The organism is Pseudomonas sp. NBRC 111143 (assembly GCF_001320965.1).
GTDB classification, from domain to species: Bacteria; Pseudomonadota; Gammaproteobacteria; order Pseudomonadales; family Pseudomonadaceae; genus Aquipseudomonas; species Aquipseudomonas machongensis.
Genome location: NZ_BCBT01000009.1, coordinates 13,506 through 30,451, shown reverse-complemented (window position 1 = coordinate 30,451; position 16,946 = coordinate 13,506). Strand labels below are relative to the sequence as shown.

Annotated in this window: 15 protein-coding genes; 4 read left to right on the top strand and 11 right to left on the bottom strand. The window is 64.2% G+C overall.

The features are described from left to right. Positions 1 to 58 precede the first annotated feature (58 nt). The 3 genes from APH44_RS07255 (at position 59) to APH44_RS07245 (ending at position 3,722) form a co-directional block, all read left to right on the top strand. On the top strand, positions 59 to 673 hold the full coding sequence (locus APH44_RS07255; protein ID WP_054892026.1) for a LysE family translocator: 615 nt from the start codon (positions 59 to 61) through the stop codon (positions 671 to 673). An 88-nt stretch (positions 674 to 761) separates the two neighbouring features. Then, on the top strand, positions 762 to 1,394 hold the full coding sequence (locus APH44_RS07250; protein ID WP_054892025.1) for a LysE family translocator: 633 nt from the start codon (positions 762 to 764) through the stop codon (positions 1,392 to 1,394). Between the two features lie 99 nt (positions 1,395 to 1,493). Further along, the gene (locus APH44_RS07245) at positions 1,494 to 3,722 is read left to right on the top strand and encodes an ATP-binding protein (RefSeq protein ID WP_054892024.1); all 2,229 of its coding nucleotides are present in this window, start codon (positions 1,494 to 1,496) and stop codon (positions 3,720 to 3,722) included. A 96-nt stretch (positions 3,723 to 3,818) separates the two neighbouring features. Here APH44_RS07245 and APH44_RS07240 read toward each other — a convergent pair whose 3' ends face one another. From APH44_RS07240 to APH44_RS07195, 10 genes are all read right to left on the bottom strand, one after another. Then, positions 3,819 to 5,999: an ATP-binding protein gene (locus APH44_RS07240; protein WP_054892023.1), complete on the bottom strand. Its 2,181-nt coding sequence runs from the start codon at positions 5,997 to 5,999 to the stop codon at positions 3,819 to 3,821. Between the two features lie 106 nt (positions 6,000 to 6,105). Further along, positions 6,106 to 6,669 (bottom strand): NUDIX hydrolase, encoded by a 564-nt coding sequence (locus APH44_RS07235; RefSeq protein ID WP_054892022.1) that lies wholly within the window; start codon positions 6,667 to 6,669, stop codon positions 6,106 to 6,108. A gap of 20 nt (positions 6,670 to 6,689) precedes the next feature. Beyond that, positions 6,690 to 7,436, bottom strand: coding sequence for a GntR family transcriptional regulator (locus tag APH44_RS07230; RefSeq protein WP_054892021.1), 747 nt, complete (start codon positions 7,434 to 7,436; stop codon positions 6,690 to 6,692). A gap of 86 nt (positions 7,437 to 7,522) precedes the next feature. Beyond that, the gene (locus APH44_RS07225) at positions 7,523 to 7,912 is read right to left on the bottom strand and encodes a carboxymuconolactone decarboxylase family protein (protein ID WP_054892020.1); all 390 of its coding nucleotides are present in this window, start codon (positions 7,910 to 7,912) and stop codon (positions 7,523 to 7,525) included. Positions 7,913 to 8,099: 187 nt separating this feature from the next. Next, positions 8,100 to 8,585: a flavin reductase family protein gene (locus APH44_RS07220; protein WP_054892019.1), complete on the bottom strand. Its 486-nt coding sequence runs from the start codon at positions 8,583 to 8,585 to the stop codon at positions 8,100 to 8,102. Positions 8,586 to 8,598: 13 nt separating this feature from the next. Beyond that, complete coding sequence (locus APH44_RS07215; RefSeq protein ID WP_054892018.1) at positions 8,599 to 10,080, bottom strand: aldehyde dehydrogenase; 1,482 nt, start codon at positions 10,078 to 10,080, stop codon at positions 8,599 to 8,601. Then, positions 10,077 to 10,910 (bottom strand): alpha/beta fold hydrolase, encoded by an 834-nt coding sequence (locus APH44_RS07210; protein ID WP_054892017.1) that lies wholly within the window; start codon positions 10,908 to 10,910, stop codon positions 10,077 to 10,079. The genes APH44_RS07215 and APH44_RS07210 overlap by 4 nt, the downstream gene beginning before the upstream one ends. Positions 10,911 to 10,970: 60 nt before the next feature. Continuing rightward, positions 10,971 to 11,567 (bottom strand): amino acid synthesis family protein, encoded by a 597-nt coding sequence (locus APH44_RS07205; protein ID WP_054892016.1) that lies wholly within the window; start codon positions 11,565 to 11,567, stop codon positions 10,971 to 10,973. Between the two features lie 232 nt (positions 11,568 to 11,799). After that, a complete protein-coding gene (locus tag APH44_RS07200) occupies positions 11,800 to 12,843 on the bottom strand; it encodes an LLM class flavin-dependent oxidoreductase (RefSeq protein WP_054892015.1) in 1,044 nt (347 codons plus the stop codon). 141 nt (positions 12,844 to 12,984) lie between these two features. After that, a complete protein-coding gene (locus APH44_RS07195) occupies positions 12,985 to 13,470 on the bottom strand; it encodes a flavin reductase family protein (protein WP_054892014.1) in 486 nt (161 codons plus the stop codon). A 318-nt stretch (positions 13,471 to 13,788) separates the two neighbouring features. On the opposite strand from APH44_RS07195, the gene APH44_RS07190 reads away from it, so the two are divergent. Then, the gene (locus APH44_RS07190; RefSeq protein WP_054892013.1) at positions 13,789 to 15,192 is read left to right on the top strand and encodes a cytosine permease; all 1,404 of its coding nucleotides are present in this window, start codon (positions 13,789 to 13,791) and stop codon (positions 15,190 to 15,192) included. Between the two features lie 43 nt (positions 15,193 to 15,235). Here the strand turns inward: APH44_RS07190 and APH44_RS07185 are convergent, their stop codons facing one another. After that, positions 15,236 to 16,846: a methyl-accepting chemotaxis protein gene (locus tag APH44_RS07185; protein WP_371264426.1), complete on the bottom strand. Its 1,611-nt coding sequence runs from the start codon at positions 16,844 to 16,846 to the stop codon at positions 15,236 to 15,238. Between the last annotated feature and the right edge of the window lie 100 nt (positions 16,847 to 16,946).

Genomic DNA, 16,946 nt, shown 5'->3' with positions numbered 1-16,946 from the left:
TCCCCGCGCGGAATCCGTAATCTTCCTTTCAACCAGACCTCTGAAAGGAACACCCGAAATGACCCTCAGTGTATTGGCCGCGTTCTGGGCCGTGTCGTTGCTGTTCGTCATCACCCCCGGCGCCGACTGGGCTTATGCGATCTCGGCCGGGATGCGCGGGCGTTGGGTGATGCCGGCAGTGGCCGGGATGTTGTCCGGGCATTTCATGGCCACCCTGGTGGTGGCGGCCGGGGTCGGTAGCCTGATCGCAGGGCACCCGCTGGCACTGACGCTGCTGACCCTTGCCGGTTGCCTTTACCTGCTGTGGCTGGGGGGCAACCTGTTGCTCAAGCCGGCGGCGCCACAGGCGGGAGTGGTTCAGGCGGGAGAGACCGGTTCGCGCTGGGCGCTGCGCGGGTTTTGTGTCAGCGGGCTCAACCCGAAGGTGTTCCTGCTGTTCCTGGCCTTGTTGCCGCAATTCACCGACCCCACCTCCAACTGGCCGCTGCCGCTGCAGATCCTGCTGCTGGGGCTGGTGCACCTGTGCAGTTCGCTGGTGATCTACCTGATGGTCGGCTACGGCGCCAAGGCCGTGCTGCGCACCCGGCCACAGGCGGCGCAGATCGTCGGGCGGGTGTCGGGCGCCGTGATGATCGCGATCGCGTTGGGGCTGATTGTCGGGCAGTTCGGGTGAATGCCTGGATTTGCAGGGGCAGCCGTTCCACGATGGCCTCGACAGCGGATACACTTCGCGCTCCCCTCGCACGCCAAGGATGCGCCCGATGCCTGAGTTATCCCACCTGCTGGCTTTTGCCCTGATCGCACTGGGCATGGTCCTGACCCCCGGCCCGAACATGGTCTACCTGATCTCCCGCTCGATCTGCCAGGGGCGGGTTGCCGGGTTGATCTCGCTGGGCGGCGTGGCCATGGGCTTCGTCTTCTACATGCTCTGCGCCGCGCTGGGCATCACCGCACTGGTGATGGCCGTGCCATACGCCTATGACGCACTGCGCATCGGTGGCGCGCTGTACCTGCTGTACCTGGCCTGGCAGGCACTCAAGCCAGGCGGGCGTTCGCCGTTCCAGGTCCGCGACCTGCCAGCCGACAGCCCGCGGCGGCTGTTCATGATGGGTTTTCTGACCAACCTGCTGAACCCCAAGATCGCGGTCATGTACTTGTCGCTGATGCCGCAGTTCATCGAGCCGGGCCATGGCAGCGTACTGCTGCAATCGCTGGTGCTGGGCTCCACGCAGATCGTCATCAGCGTCACGGTCAATGCGATCATCGCCCTGATGGCCGGCTCCATTGCCGTTTTTCTCGCCGGTCGGCCACTGTGGCAGCAGGCTCAGCGCTGGTTGATGGGTACAGTATTGGCCGCGCTGGCGGTGCGCATGCTGGCTGAAGGGCGTCGCTGAAGGCGCTGATGCGAAGACGGATGGAACGTCTGCGCTGCGCTGATTTCATATCCTCAGATACTCAATACAGTGCCCGGAAACACTGATGGTCTGCATGACATGAAATCACTACAGGACGGTGATACCGAACACGCTCCGCCCCTGGCGCCCGCCTTTCTGATCAACGGCGGCACGGTCGGCTCGCTGTTGCAGAGCCTGGAATGGACCGAGTCGCCGCTTGGCGCTCCAGGCACATGGTCATTCAGCCTGCAGACGCTCATGGCGACTATCCTCCCGGCCAAGGCCCAGATCGTGCTGTTCTGGGGGCCGGAGTACGTGGCGCTCTACAACGATGCCTACGCCCCGACCATCGGTGCCAAGCATCCGCGTGCGCTCGGGCGGCCAGCCCGCGAGCACTGGAGCGAGTTGTGGGACGATCTCGAACCGTTGCTGCGCAATGTGCGTGAAACCGGCGAGACTTTTTCGGCGCGCGACCGTCCGTTCTATATCGAGCGCCGGGGCCTGGGCGAGACAGCCTATTTCGATGTCTCCTATTCGGCGGTACGCGAGGCCGATGGCAGCGTGGGCGGGGTGCTGTGCATCGTCACCGAAACCACCGAGCGCGTTCAGTTCGAGCGGCGCCAGGCGTTCCTGCTGGCATTGGGCCGGGCGCTTCCGGAGATGGACGAACCCGAGGCGATCGAGACCTTTGCCACGCGCCTGCTCGGTGAGGAGCTGGGCGCCTCCCGGGTGTGCTTTGCCGAGGATCTGGGCGATGACGAGCGCTATGTCGTCGCCCGTGACTGGGTCGACGGGGTGCCGTCGCAAACAGGGGAGCACTTGTGGCGCGGACATGACGGGTTGTTGCGCGAGCAACTTCAGGCGGGGCATGGGGTTCATGACGACTATCCGGCTGGCGCCTCCACAGACCTGTGCGCCAGCCTGAAGGTGCCGCTGCTGCGCAGCGGTGTGCTCGACGCCATGCTGTGTGTCTACTTCAATCGCCCCCATGCGTTCGTCGACGATGAATGTCAACTAGTGGAAGAGGCGGCCAAGCTGGCCTGGTCTGCGATCATCCATGCCCGCTCGGAGCGAGCGTTGCGCGCCAGCTCCGCGCACCTGGAGGCAACGCTGGCCGAGCTGATGACGCTCAACGCTACGCTGGAGGAGCGGGTTGCCAGCATGCTGGCCGAGCGTGAGTCCGACCTCATGCAGTTGCATGAGGCACGCAAGATGGAGGCCGTCGGCCAACTGACCGGCGGCATTGCCCATGACTTCAACAATATGCTCACCCCGATCATTGCCTCACTGGAGCTGATCGCCCGGCGTCCGGACGACGCGGCGCGTTCGACGCGTCTGATCGAGGGCGCCCTGCAGGCGGCAGAGCGGGCACGCAGCCTGGTCGGCCGTCTGCTCAGCTTTGCCCGGCGCCAGACCCTCAAGCCTGAGCCCATCTGCCTGGCTGCACGGATCGGTGACATGCACGAATTGATCATGCGCTCGCTGGGGCCGACCATCGAGGTACAGGTCGATGTCGACCCGGCGCTGCCGGCAGCGGTGGTGGACCCGCATCAACTGGAGCTTGCGCTGCTCAACCTGGTGCTCAACGCGCGCGATGCGATGCCAGGCGGTGGCAGGTTGAGGATTCGCGCGGGGCTGGACGCCGCACGGGCAGATCGGCCTGCAGGGCCTGGGCAAGGGGCGATGGTGTGGCTGGAGGTGGCCGATAGCGGCTGCGGTATGAGCGATGAGGTGCTGGCGCGCTGCTGCGAGCCATTCTATTCCACCAAGGGCGCGGGCAAGGGCACCGGGCTTGGCCTGCCGATGGTGCAGGGACTTGCACTGCAGTCTGGCGGCGGGTTTGCCATTCGTTCGCAGCCGGGGCAGGGGTCGACAGCGACATTGTGGCTGCCGACCACTGACGCCGAAACCCTGTGTCGCGATGACCCGGTGGACGAAGTGTCCAGGCCGACGCGTCCGGTCAGGGTATTACTGGTGGATGACGAAGCCATCGTGCTTCATGCCACGGCAATGCAGCTGCGTGATTTGGGGTATGAAGTGAAAGCGGTCTTGAGTGCGGCCGAAGCCGAGCAGGTGCTGGAGCAGGGATTCGCCGTGGAAGTGCTGGTGACCGACCAGATGATGCCCGAACGGACCGGCGCCGAGTTGGCCCAGGAGTTGCGGCGGCGTATGCCGGCGCTGCCGGTGTTGATCATCACCGGCTATGCCAACCTCACGCCACGTGAGCTCTGTGGCTTCGAGGTGTTGCGCAAGCCGTTCCGCCGGGCGGAGTTGGCGCATAGCCTGGCGCGCTTGCTGCCGCTGGTTTATGCGCAATCCGAGGGCTGACGTCGTTTTTTGTGGGGGCGGGCGCTGTAGACTCCAGTTGCAAAGACCCTGCGCCCACCGATCCCATCGCACAAATACTCTGCAAGGCCGTTGCAGCTACTGCGTCAGCACCTGGTCCAGCAACTGGCACACCTGCTCGGCCGAATACGGCTTGGCCAGGAAGGCGAAGCCCTGGTGCCCCCCTTCAGCAATGGCATCGCTGTAGCCGGAGGTGAGGATCACCGGCAGTTGCGGCCTGGTGCGGCGCAGTTCCCGGGCCAGAGCCAGGCCGCCCATACCGGGCATCACCACGTCGGAGAACACCACATCGAAGCCCTGCGGTGTCATGTGCAACTGCGCCAGTGCATCCTCGGCACTGGTCGCCCAGCTGATCTGGTAGCCATGATCCTTGAGTATCTGCGCGGTAAAGCTGCCGACGTCCCGGTTATCCTCCACCACCAGGATGCGCCGCGGCCGGCTGTCGACCAGGGCATTTGCAGCGCTGGCGAGGCTCTGTTCGGTTTCCGGGGGCGAGACCTGAGGCAGGTACAGGGTGAAGGTAGTGCCCTGGCCCGGCACGCTGGTGACCTGCACGTCGCCGCCGGACTGCTTGACGAAGCCGAACACCTGCGACAGGCCCAGGCCGGTGCCATGGCCCGAGGCCTTGGTGGTGAAGAACGGGTCGAAGATGCGCTCCAGCAATTCATGGGCGATCCCGACGCCGCTGTCGATCACCGAGATCGCGGCGAACACTCCAGGCTGCCCCGCTTGTCCACGTTGCGCCGGCATCAGCTGGTCAGGCTGCAAGTGCAGGCGCAGCGTGCCTTCGCCATTCATTGCGTCGCGGCCGTTGATCATCAGATTGATCACCGCCGTTTCCAGCTGGCCAAGGTCGGCGCGGATATGGCAGGGCGTCTCGGGCAGATCCAGTTTGACCTGGATCCGTGCGCCGGTAGCAGTGTCGAGCATATCGGCCATGGCTTCCAGTCGCGGGCCCACTTCGAACACCTGTGGGCTCAGGGCCTGGCGGCGGGCGAAGGCGAGCAGTTGGCCAGTGAGCTTGGCGCCGCGATCGACAGTGTCTGACACGGTCTTGAGGTAGCGCTGGCGGCGACTGTCATCCAGTTCCGGGCGCTGCAGGAAATGCAGCGACGAGCGGATGATGGTCAGCAGGTTGTTGAAGTCGTGGGCGACACCACCGGTGAGCTGGCCGATGGCTTCGAGCTTCTGGGTCTGGCGCAGTACGGCCTCGGTGTGCAGCAACTGTGCGGTACGTTCTTCGACACGCTGCTCAAGGGTGGCGTTGAGCGATTCGAGCGCCTGCATCGCTTCGCGTACTTCGGCATGTGCCTGAACCCGCTGGATGTGCGCCCAGCTACGCTCGGTGACTTCGCTGATCAGCGCCCGCTCGTAGCCGGTCCAGGCACGCGGCTGCTTGTCATGGATGGCCATCAGCGCCGTCAGGCGCCCATCCTTGATCAGCGGCATGCAGATGGTCGCAGTGATGCCGATGGCCTGGAAGGTCGCGGCCTCCTGCGGTTCGAGCTCGCTGAGGTTGTCGTTGATCACCAGCGCCCTGCCTGCGCGCAGGCGCTGTACGGCCAGGCGGCCGAAGGCGGCGAGACGATATTGGCCGAGCAGGCGCGGCGAGCCGGGCGTGACCCAGTCTCCGCAGATGGTGAAACCGTCCTGATCGGGCTCCATCACTGCGTAGGCGCAGCTCGACAGGCGCAGGTGCTCGCCCAGCTTTCGGGTGGTGATGGCCAGGATCCGGTCCGGCTCGGTGGCGTTGGCCACGGCGCGGCCAAGGTCGTCGAGGAAGTTGAGGCGGCGGTTGGCGACCACGCTGGCGGTGGTTTCGGTGACAGTGTCGAGCATACCGACGATCTGGCCGTCCTGGTCGCGGATCGGGCTGTAGCAGAAGGTGAAATAGGCACGTTCCGGCCCGTTGTGGCGGTCGATGATCAGCGGGAAGTCCTCGATGTACACCGCCTCGCCGTCCAGGGCGCGGCGGGTCATGGTGCCTATATCGTTCCAGGCTTCATGCCAGACGTGGCTGAAGGGGCGACCTAGCGCCAGAGGCTTGTCGCCGAGGATTTCGCTGAAGGCGTCGTTGTGCAGGGTGATCAGGTCATCGCCCCACAGCACCGCCTGCGGGAAGCGCGAGGCCAGGCACAAGGCCACGGTGGTCTTGAGCACGTCGGGCCAGGCATCAATTGCGCCCAGGGGCGTTTTCGCCCAGTCGTGATTGCGGATGCGTTCGGCCATTAGCCCGCCGCCATCCAGCCATTTCGCCATGAGGTTTGCCGCTTCGTTTGCGTGGAGGGGATAGGGTGCACCGAGAATGTCGGGCTGGCGAGCGATTTGTGAGACAGGGCCGGCCGTGTTGAGAGACGGGCACTATTCAGCGCATGAAATGCACCTTGCCGGTGTCGTCATTGCCCATGTAGATGCCATATACCCCGGCCTGGCGTTCGAGGATGTAGCGCTCGAGGATCTGGCGGATCGCCGGGTAGTAGATCGCGTCCCAGGGAATGTCCTCCGGCGCGAAGAAGCGGTAGTCGAGGGTCTCGGGGCCGAACTGGCCGGTCTCCTGGGTGGCGATGGCGCGGAAGATGATGTACACCTCGCTGATCTTCGGCACGCTGAAGATCGAATACGGCGAGACGATATCAGCGCGCACGCCGGTTTCTTCCCAGACCTCGCGCAGCGCCGCCTGCTCGGTGGTTTCGCCGGCCTCCATGAAGCCTGCTGGCAGGGTCCAGGTACCAGGACGTGGCGGGATGGCGCGCTGGCACAGCAGGTACTTGCCGTCGCGTTCGATGATGCAGCCGGCGATGATCTTCGGGTTGATGTAGTGGATGTAGCCGCAGGCGGGGCAGTGCAGGCGCTCGTGGGTGTCGCCGGTGGGAACGCCCCGGTCCAGTGCCGTGGTGCATTGCGGGCAGTAGCGCGGGGCGTTGGGCATGATCGGTGGCCTTTGGGGAATTATATGCGTGGATCCTTCAGCGCCAGGGGCTCGACCATGTCGCGAACCTTGGCATTGTCGTCCTGCTTCTGGCGCAGGTAGTCTAGTGCCACCTTGGCGGCGGCGCGTACGTGGTCGACCGAGGCCTGGTGAGCGGCCAGCGGGTCGCCGCTCTTGATCGCCTCGACCATCTTCTCCATTTCACGGTTGCTGGCGCCGCGGCGGTTTTCCTGCGAGACCGAGGTGGCGCGCAGGTAGCTGATACGTGCCTGCAACTGGCGCAGCTGGGTAGCGGCGACATGGTTGCCGGAGCCTTCGAGCAGCACGTCGTAGAAGCCCTGTACCGAATCGAGCACCTGCTGCAGCTCGCCTTCCTCCAGCGCCTCGCGGTTCACGTCCAGGGCGCGCTCCAGGGCGCGGATGTCCTTGGCTTTGGCGTTGAGGGTGAACAGTTGGACGATCAGGCCTTCGAGCACGCAGCGCAGCTCGTAGATGTCGCGGGCGTCTTCCAGGGTGATGATGGCCACGCGCGGGCCCTTGGCATCGGCGAACTCCACCAGGCCCTCGGACTCGAGGTGGCGCAGGGCTTCACGCACCGAGGTACGGCTGACGCCGAGACGGTCGCACAGGTCGCGCTCGACCAGACGGTCGCCCGGCAGCAGGTGGAAGTTCATGATCGCCCCGCGCAGCTTGTCGAGCACGATTTCGCGGAGCGTGACGGGGTTGCGGTTGACCTTGAAGCTGTCGTCGAGTGGCTGGCGTTTCATCAGGTGCGCTCTTTATGAGGCTGTTGCGCCAACGTCGGAGTGCCCCGAACCCAGGCGCTCCTTGCAGTGGTTCGAACAGCCCGCTGTTAACGGGTTGGCTCCGCATCGGCTTCGGCGAACGCTTCGCGGGCAAGGCGGAAGCTGTCCACCGCCGCGGGCACGCCGCAATAAATGCCGACCTGGAGCAGGATTTCGCGAATCTGTTCACGGCTCAGGCCGTTGCGCAAGGCGCCGCGGATATGCAGCTTGAGCTCGTGGGGCCGGTTGAGGGCGGAAATCATCGCCAAGTTTATCATGCTGCGCTCTTTGAGCGATAAGCCGTCGCGGCCCCAGACATGACCCCAGCAATACTCGGTGACCAGCTCCTGGAGCGGCTTGGTGAAGTCGTCGGCGTTCTGGATGGAGCGGTTGACGTAGTCCTCGCCCAGCACCTGGGTGCGGATCTGCAGGCCCTTCTCGTACTTTTCATTGCTCATTGCAGTGCTCCGAATGAAAACAGGGGCCGCAACCGAGGGTGAGACGATTAGCGCGGCCCCTAAAAACAGGGACATCGGTGTGGGTTTCTTCGCGGGTGAACCCGCTCCCACAGGGATCGCACAGATACAGAAGCCTGTGGAGTACCTGTGGAAGCGGGTTTACCCGCGAAGCAGACCGCGCGGTCTATCAGCCCAGCGAGGGCAGGGCGCCAAGCTTGCCCTTGTGATAGACCATCGGTGTCACCGGCTCGGCCGGCAGCACCAGGTTTTTCACCGCTCCGACGATGATCGCGTGATCGCCGCCGTCGTACTCGCGCCATAACTCGCACTCGATGATCGCCGTGGCCTTGGCCAGCAGCGGGTTGCCCAGCTCGCTCAGGTGCCAGTCGATGCCTTTGGCCTTGTCCTTGCCTTTACCTGCAAAGGCATAGGCCTCGGCGGTCTGGTCGGCCGACAGCAGGTGAATGGCGAACTGCTTGCTGTCGCGCAGGATCGGGTAGGTGTCGGAGGCGTAGTTGGGACAGAACAGCACCAGCGCCGGCTCGATCGACAGCGCGCTGAAGGCGCTGGCGGTGATGCCGACGATGCTGCCATCGCCATCGAGCGTGGTGACCACGGTCACGCCGGATGGGAAGGAGCCCATCACGTCTTTGTAGATGCCAGGTTCGATCATCTCGTGCTCCTTCTCAACGCATCACAAACGGATCGGGCATTGGCGCGGTGGACAGGTTGATCCACACGGTCTTCAGCTCGGTATAGGCCAGCACCGAATCGATGCCGCTCTCGCGGCCGTAGCCGCTGTTCTTGAAGCCGCCGATCGGCGCCATGGCCGAGACTGCGCGGTAAGTGTTGACCCAGATGATCCCCGAGCGCACGTCGCGCGCCAGGCGATGGGCGCGGCCCAGGTCGCGGGTCCAGATGCCGGCGGCAAGGCCGAACTGCGAGTCGTTGGCCATGGCCAGCGCCTCCTCCTCGGTCTTGAAGCGGATCACCGCGGCGACCGGGCCGAACACCTCTTCCTGCATGATGGTCATCGAGTTGCTGTCGCACTCGAACAGGGTCGGCTCGTAGAACCAGCCTTCACCCTCGACCTCGGCGCGCTTGCCACCCAGGTGCAGCTTGGCGCCCTCGGCCTTGGCCGCAGCGACCAGACCTTCGACCACGGCCAGTTGCTGGGCGGTGGCCATCGGGCCCATTTCGCTGGCGTCGTCCTGCGGGTTACCGATGCGGATGCGCTTGGCCCGCTCGATCAGGCGCTCGACGAACTCGTCGAAGATCTCGTCCTGCACCAGCAGGCGCGAACCGGCCACGCAGCTTTGTCCGGAGGCGGCGTAGATGCCGGCCACTGCGCCGTTGATGGCGCTGTCCAGGTCGGCGTCGGCGAAGATGATGTTCGGCGACTTGCCGCCCAGCTCCAGCGACAGCTTGGCGAAGTTCTCGGCGCTGCTGCGCACCACATGGCGGGCAGTGGCGGCGCCGCCGGTGAAGGCGATCTTGCGCACCAATGGATGACGGGTGAGCGCCGCGCCAGTGCTTGGGCCGTAACCGGTGACGACGTTGACCACGCCGGCCGGGAAACCGGCTTCCAGTGCCAGGCGGGCCAGTTCCAGGATAGTGGCCGACGCATGCTCCGAGGGTTTGAGCACGATGGTGTTGCCAGCGGCCAGGGCCGGGGCGAGCTTGATCGCGGTCAGGTACAGCGGGCTGTTCCACGGGATGATGCCAGCCACCACACCGATGGGCTCGTGCACGGTGTAGGCGAACAGGTCGGGCTTGTCCAGCGGCAGGGTGCCGCCTTCGAGCTTGTCGGCAAGGCCTGCGGTGTAGTGAAAGAATTCCGGCAGGTAGCCGACCTGGCCGCGAGTCTCGCGGATCAGCTTGCCGTTGTCGCGGCTTTCGAGCTGGGCCAGGTGCTCCTTGTTCTCGGCGATCAGGTCACCCAGGCGGCGCAGCAGCTTGCCCCGTGCGGTGGCGGTGAGCCCGCGCCAGGCCTTGCTGTCGAAGGCGCGCTGGGCGGCCTGTACCGCCAGCTCGACGTCCTGCTCGTCGGCATCGGGCAGTTGCGCCCAGGCCTGGGCGGTGGCCGGGTCGAGGCTGTCGAAGGTCTTGCCGCTCTGGGCATCGCGCCACTGGCCGTCGATGCACATCTGGAAACGAACGAGGGTCATGCAACTATCCCCTTGGCGGATTCGGTGAGGGTGCGGGCTTGGCTCAGGAAGTCCAGCAGCATGCGGTTGACTTCGCGCGGAGCCTCAACGGGCATCATATGCCGTTGTTCGGCCAGGACCACGCTGCGGGCGCCGGGAATGCGCGCGGCGAGCTGGCGGGTCATGGCCGGGGTGGAGCCGGAGTCGAGCTCGCCGGTGGCGATCAGTGTTGGCACCTGGATGCTGCCCAAGTCCGCTTCGCGGTACATGTCCTGGGTGGCGAACAGCGAATAGGTGGTGTGGTAACCCTGGGGGTCGTTGCTGGCCAGCACCTGGCGGATGGCCGCGACCTGGGCCGGGTTGGCCGCTTTGTACTCGCGGCTGAACCAGCGGTCCAGCGCCGCGTCGACGTTGGCGTCCGGGCCAAGCTCGGCAGCCTGCGCGGCGCGGGCGATGACACCGGCGCTCTGCTCGGGGCTGCGGTTGAACACGCTGTTGAGCACGACCAGGGCCGACAGCCGCTGTGGGTAGTGCAGGGCGAAGGCGCGGGCGACCAGGCCGCCCATGGAGAAGCCGATGACGGTGGCCTGGGGGATCTGCAGGTGATCGAGCAGTTCGGCGAGCTGGGTAGCGTAGCCTTGCAGGTCGGTGTCCGGCGCGGGCAGCGCGCTCTGGCCATGGCCGAGCATGTCGTAGGCAATGACCCGGTAGTCGGTGGACAGGCCGACGAACTGGCCACCCCACATTTCCTTGTTCAGGCCCACGCCGTGGATCAGCACCACGGGTTGGCCCTGGCCGAGGCTCAGGTAGCTGGTCCCGGCTGGTGTACGTTCAGCGACAGGCTGAATCATGGATGGCGCTCCTTGAAAGGCCGGTGCCGTGACGCTTGGCTCCGGCCCGTCTGCTTATTGTTATTGAGCGTTGGCTTTCTCGGCAGCCAGTTCTTCCAGGTCGATGTAGCGGTTGCCGATACGCGGGTGCAGGCGGCCACCGTCGGAGGCGCCCAGGACCACGACGATCTCGTCGGCGCGCGGGGCGTCTTCGATCTGCATTTCCAGGGTGATGTAGTGCGAGCGCAGGCCTTCGTCGTCCTTCTGCATCATCGGGATCTGGATCGAGGTGCCCGGGCCGCCGCGCTTGTTGGTGAAGCTCAGGTAGCTCTTGGCCTGGACCGCTTCACGGTAGTGGTTGCCAAAGCGCAGGGTGTGGATCACCGCCGACGCGTGCTCGATCTCACCCTCGGCACCGACCACCGCTGCCTTGCCGTATGCCTCGATCTTGTCGGCACCGCCGATGGCGGCGGTCAGGCGCTCGACCATCAGCGCACCCAGTTCGGAGCAGTTGGCGCGGATTTCCGGCTTGAGGTCTTCGACAAAACCACGGCCAGCCCATGGGTTCTTGATCACCACGGCCAGGCCGACCATGGTCACTGGTTTGTCGGTGGCCTTGCCGCCTTCGATGCGGGTTTCTTCGGAGTAGGTGACGATCTTGCGGATTTCGAAACTCATGGAGGGCTCCTGGTGAGAGTTATCAGTTCTTGTTGTCTGATGGTATACCATAATATTTGATGTGCAAGAGGGGACGGGAAATTTCTCCTGCGGGGGGACGAAAGGTGCGCTGTACCAGGGTTTTCTCGGGTGTCTGTACTGATTTTCTGATGGGTAGGCGCAGGCAAACCGCAGCCAAAAAAATGCCCGCTCTCACAGGTCATGAAAGCGGGCAGGTGCAGCGGGCTACCGATCAGGCAAAGGCTGGCACCACTTCCTTGATGAACAGCTCCAGCGATTTGCGTTTTTCTGCGTGCGGCAGGCTGTTGTCACACCAGAAGCTGAATTCGTCGACGCCAAGTTCCTGGTAGTACTTGATGCGCGCAATGATTTCTTCGGGGGTGCCGATCATGGTGTTCTTGCGGATGTTCTCCAGCGTGAAGGCCGGTACCTCGGCGAACTTGGACTCGGGGCTGGGCTCCAGGAAGCCATTGACCGGTGTGGTCTTGTTGCCGAACCAGGCATCGAAGGTGCGGTAGAAGCGCGAGATCGCCTGGGCGCCGATCTTCCAGCCATCGGGCTCGGCCGGGCTGTGCACGTGGGTATGGCGCAACACCATCAGTTGCGGGCGCGGCACTTCAGGGTTGTTGTCCAACGCGGCCTGGAACTTGTTCTTCAGGTCCAGCACCTCTTCGTCACCTTTCATCAGTGGGGTGACCATGACATTGCAGCCATGCTTGACCGCAAAGTTGTGCGAGTCCGGGTCGCGGGCGGCGATCCACATCGGTGGCATGCCGTGCTGCACTGGCTTGGGCACGCTGGTGGAGGTGGGGAAGTTGTACACCTCGCCTTCGTGGGCGTAGTCGCCCTGCCACAGGGCGCGAACCGCCGGGACCATCTCGCGCAGGGCCTTGCCGCCGTCGGTGGCAGGCATGCCACCGGCCATGCGATCGAACTCGAACTGGTAGGCGCCGCGGGCCAGGCCCACTTCCATGCGGCCATTGCTGATCACATCGAGCAGGGCGCATTCGCCAGCAACGCGGATCGGATTCCAGAACGGCGCGATGATGGTGCCGGCGCCCAGGCGGATGGTCTCGGTACGGGCAGCCAGGTAGGCCAGCAGCGGCATGGGGCTGGGCGAGATGGTGTATTCCATGGCGTGGTGTTCGCCGATCCATACGGTGCTGAAACCGCCGTGCTCGGCCATCAGGGTCAGTTCGGTCAGGTCTTCGAACAGCTGGCGGTGGCTGACCTGGTCATCCCAACGTTCCATGTGCACGAACAACGAAAATTTCATGGGGCTTTCCTCGGAGCTTGTTGTGGTCGATGTGGGGACGGCGCGGCACAGGGAAACAGGCCGCGTCCTGAATGACGCCGGCAGGGCCGGTGATCGCGGGACGAGCCCGCTCCCACAGAGTCTTGCGTCGAACTGCAGGTATCAGGCGAAGGCGGGCAGGCTGGCCATCTTGCCGCGGCAGTAGACCATCGGTCGTGGGGCGTCCTCAGGCACGATCAGGTTGTGTGCCTTGCCGACCATGATGGCGTGATCGCCACCTTCGTACTCGCGCCACAGCTCGCACTCGATGATCGCGGTGGCACCGGCCAGCAGCGGGTTGCCCAGCTCGCTCAGGGCCCACTCGATACCGCTGGCCTTGTCCTTGCCTTTTTTGGCGAATGCATAGGCTTCGGCCTGCTGCTCGCCGGACAGCAAGTGGATGGCGAAGCGCTTCTGCTTGATCAGTACAGGATAGGAGTCGGAGCTGTAGTTGGGGCAGAACAGCACCAGCGGCGGGTCCATGGACAGGGAAGAAAAGGCGCTGGCAGTGAGGCCGACGACCGAGCCGTCGTCGTCCAGGGTGGTGATGACCGTGACGCCGGACGGGAAGGAGCCCAGGACGTGCTTGTAGACGGTTGCGTCGATCATGGCGTGTACCTCTAAGGGGCGTGCGGTGGTCCGCGTTTTTTATCGTTGATGTGTCTGATGGTATACCGTAATACCTATATTGCAAGCAGAATTTTCCGCGCACCGGAACACACGATGAACGGTAAAGGCCCCGTATTCATTGGTCTTGATTGCTAGAGCACTGCGCCACAGTGGCGCACAAGGCAGATCAGATGCGCTGAAAAAGCACAGCGCAGTGTTGTCAAAAGTTTGGAATACCATAATATGGTCTTCAGCTGAGAGGCCGCCCCGAGCGGTTTCCATACAAAGATAAAAATGATCCTTTCGAGCTGAAATCCTATGTCCCAACCGTCGTCGCAACACCAGTTTGTCGAGAATCACACGGTCGATCATGTTCCCCCCTCCGAGCGCCACGGGAAGGCGCGCGACCTCTTCACCCTCTGGTTCAGTACCAATATCGCGCCACTGCCGATCGTCACCGGCGCGATGGTGGTCCAGGTGTTCCACCTGAACCTGCTGTGGGGCCTGGTCGCCATCGTGATGGGGCATCTGCTGGGCGGGATCGTCATCGCCCTGGCCTCTGCGCAGGGACCGCAGCTGGGCATTCCGCAGATGGTGCAGAGCCGTGGCCAGTTCGGGCGCTACGGCGCCTTGCTGATCGTGTTCTTCACCGCGCTGATCTATGTCGGCTTCTTCATTTCCAACATCGTCCTGGCGGGCAAGTCGATCCACGGCATCGCCCCGAGCGTGCCGATGCCCACGGCCATCGTCATCGGTGCCCTGAGCGCCACGGCCATTGGCGTGATCGGCTATCGCTTCATCCATAGCCTGAACCGCATCGGTACCTGGGTGATGGGCTCGGCGCTGCTGGCCGGCTTCATCATGATGTTCGCCCAGGAGCTGCCAGCCGACTTCTTCAGTCGCGGGGCCTTCAACCTGTCGGGCTTCATCGCCACGGTGTCGCTGGGCACCATCTGGCAGATCAGCTTCTCGCCCTACACCTCCGATTATTCGCGCTACCTGCCGCGCGAGATCGGTATCGCCAAGCCGTTCTGGGCGACTTATTTCGGCGCGACCTTGGGCACCATCCTGTGCTTCAGCTTCGGGGCGGTGGCGGTGTTGTGCGTGCCTGAAGGCACTGATGCGATGGATGCGGTGAAGCAGGCCACTGGCTGGCTGGGGCCGGTCCTGATGGTGCTGTTCCTGCTCAACATCATCAGCCACAACGCGCTGAATCTGTATGGCGCGGTGCTGTCGATCGTTACCGCAATCCAGACGTTCGTCGCCCACTGGACGCCGAGCGTGCGGGTGCGGGTAGTGCTGGCGTCGGTGATCCTGTTCGGGTGTGGGCTGGTGGCGCTGAATGCCTCGGCGGGGTTCATCGGCCAGTTCATCGGCCTGATCCTGGCACTGCTGCTGGTGCTGGTGCCCTGGGCGTCGATCAACCTGGTCGACTTCTACCTGATCAAGAAGGGCGAATACGACATCGCCTCGTTCTTCCGCGCCGATGGCGGCATCTACGGTCGCTTCAACCACCACGCCATCGTTGCCTATGTGTGCGGGATCCTGGTGCAACTGCCGTTTGCCAATACGGCGCTGTATGTGGGGCCGTATTCGAACATCGTCGAAGGCGCCGACCTGTCGTGGCTGTTTGGGTTGCTGGTGACGGTGCCGCTCTATTATTGCCTGGCCACTCGCGGCAAGGCGCTGAAAGCGGGACGTGCGCTAGGTGTGAGCGACTAGTTGATGTGCAAGAGGGCCGCAAAGCGGCCCTCGGTGTTTCAGTTCACACCTTGAACTGCGCCACCATCCCGTTCAATTCCACCGCCAGGCGCGAGAGATCCTGCGCCGCGGCGCTGGTCTGGTTGGCTCCCGCAGAGGTCTGCATCGCCAGGTCACGGATGTTCACCAGGTTGCGGTCTACCTCACGCGCCACCTGGGCCTGCTCTTCGGATGCGCTGGCGATCACCAGGTTGCGCTGGTTGATCGCGGCGATCGCCTCGGCAATCAGCTCCAGTGCCTGACCTGCGGCCTCGGCGATCTCCAGGGTGCCGCTGGCACGGCCCTGGCTGCTGTGCATCGAACCCACGGCGCGCTCGGTGCCGGTCTGGATACCCCCGATCATCTGCTCGATCTCGGCCGTGGACTGCTGGGTCCGATGGGCCAGCGCCCGCACTTCATCGGCGACCACGGCAAAGCCACGTCCGGCTTCACCGGCCCGTGCCGCCTCGATGGCGGCGTTGAGCGCCAGCAGGTTGGTTTGCCCGGCGATCGAGCCGATCACATCGAGCACGCGGCTGATTTCGTTGGCGCTGGTGGCCAGTTGTTCGATCTCGCTGGAGGTGCCGGTGACGTCCTCGACCAGTTGCTGGATCGAGCTCAGCGCCTGGTTGACCTGGTCGCGGCCATCGCGGGTGGTCTGGTCGGCGCCCCTGGAGGCGTCGGCGGTGCTGACCGCGTTGTTGGCCACTTCCTCCACCGCAGCAGTCATCTGGTTGACCGCAGTGGCGGCCTGGTCGATCTCGGCACTTTGCTGGTGCAGGCCGCGGCTGGTGTCTTCGGTGACGGTGTGCAGCTCTTCGGACGCCGAGGCCAACTGGTCGGACGAGGCCGCGATCTTGCGGATGGTGTCGCGCAGGCTTTCCTGCATGCGGCTAAGGGCCCGAAGCAACAGCGCCGGCTCGTCACGACCGACGATGCGGATTTCCTGGGTCAGGTCGCCGGTGGCCACGCGCTCGGCAACGCTCACGGCTTCGGCCAACGGTACGACGATGCTGCGGGTCAGCAGCACGGCGATGGCCACCAGCGCGAGGATGATCACCACCAGCGACAGCACGATCAGGGCAAAGGCTTCTTCATAGGCGTCACTGCTGCGCTGCGAGGCTTTGTCGGCACCGTCGGAGTTGTACTGGATCAGGGTGCCGAGCGCTTTCATCATCGAGTCGGCGTACTCGGCCAGCGGGCCGTTGACCAGGCGCCTGGCCTCGGCAATGTCGCCATTGGCCGCGGCATCGCGGATCGACTTCTGCAGACCGTGGTAGCGCTGGGTGAGAGAGATGAAGTTATCGAACAGGGCGCGGTCGTCCTTTTCGATGATGGTCGATTCGTAGGTTTTGATGCCTGCTTCGAGCGAAGTATTGATCTCGCCGATGCGGCTGAGGGTGGTCTGGCGGACGGCGGGATCTTCCTCGATCACGCTGCGCAGGGTCATCGCACGGGCGCGGCCGAGATAGGTGCTGACCTCGTTCAGGGCGATGATCGCCGGCATCCAGGTGACGCGGATTTCATCGGTGGCGCTGTCCATGCGCCGGGTTTCGTACAGCGATATCAGACCCATGAACAGCACCAGAACGCCCAGCAGCGTAAATACGCTGGCTGCCCGGATACCGATCTTCATATTCCTTAAGTGCATGGAGCTACTCCTTGAATGTGGCGTGCAGGCTTCAAGCGCTGGGTCGTGGTGCCGGAATCGGCGAAAGGGGCCAGGCGTCTCGGTG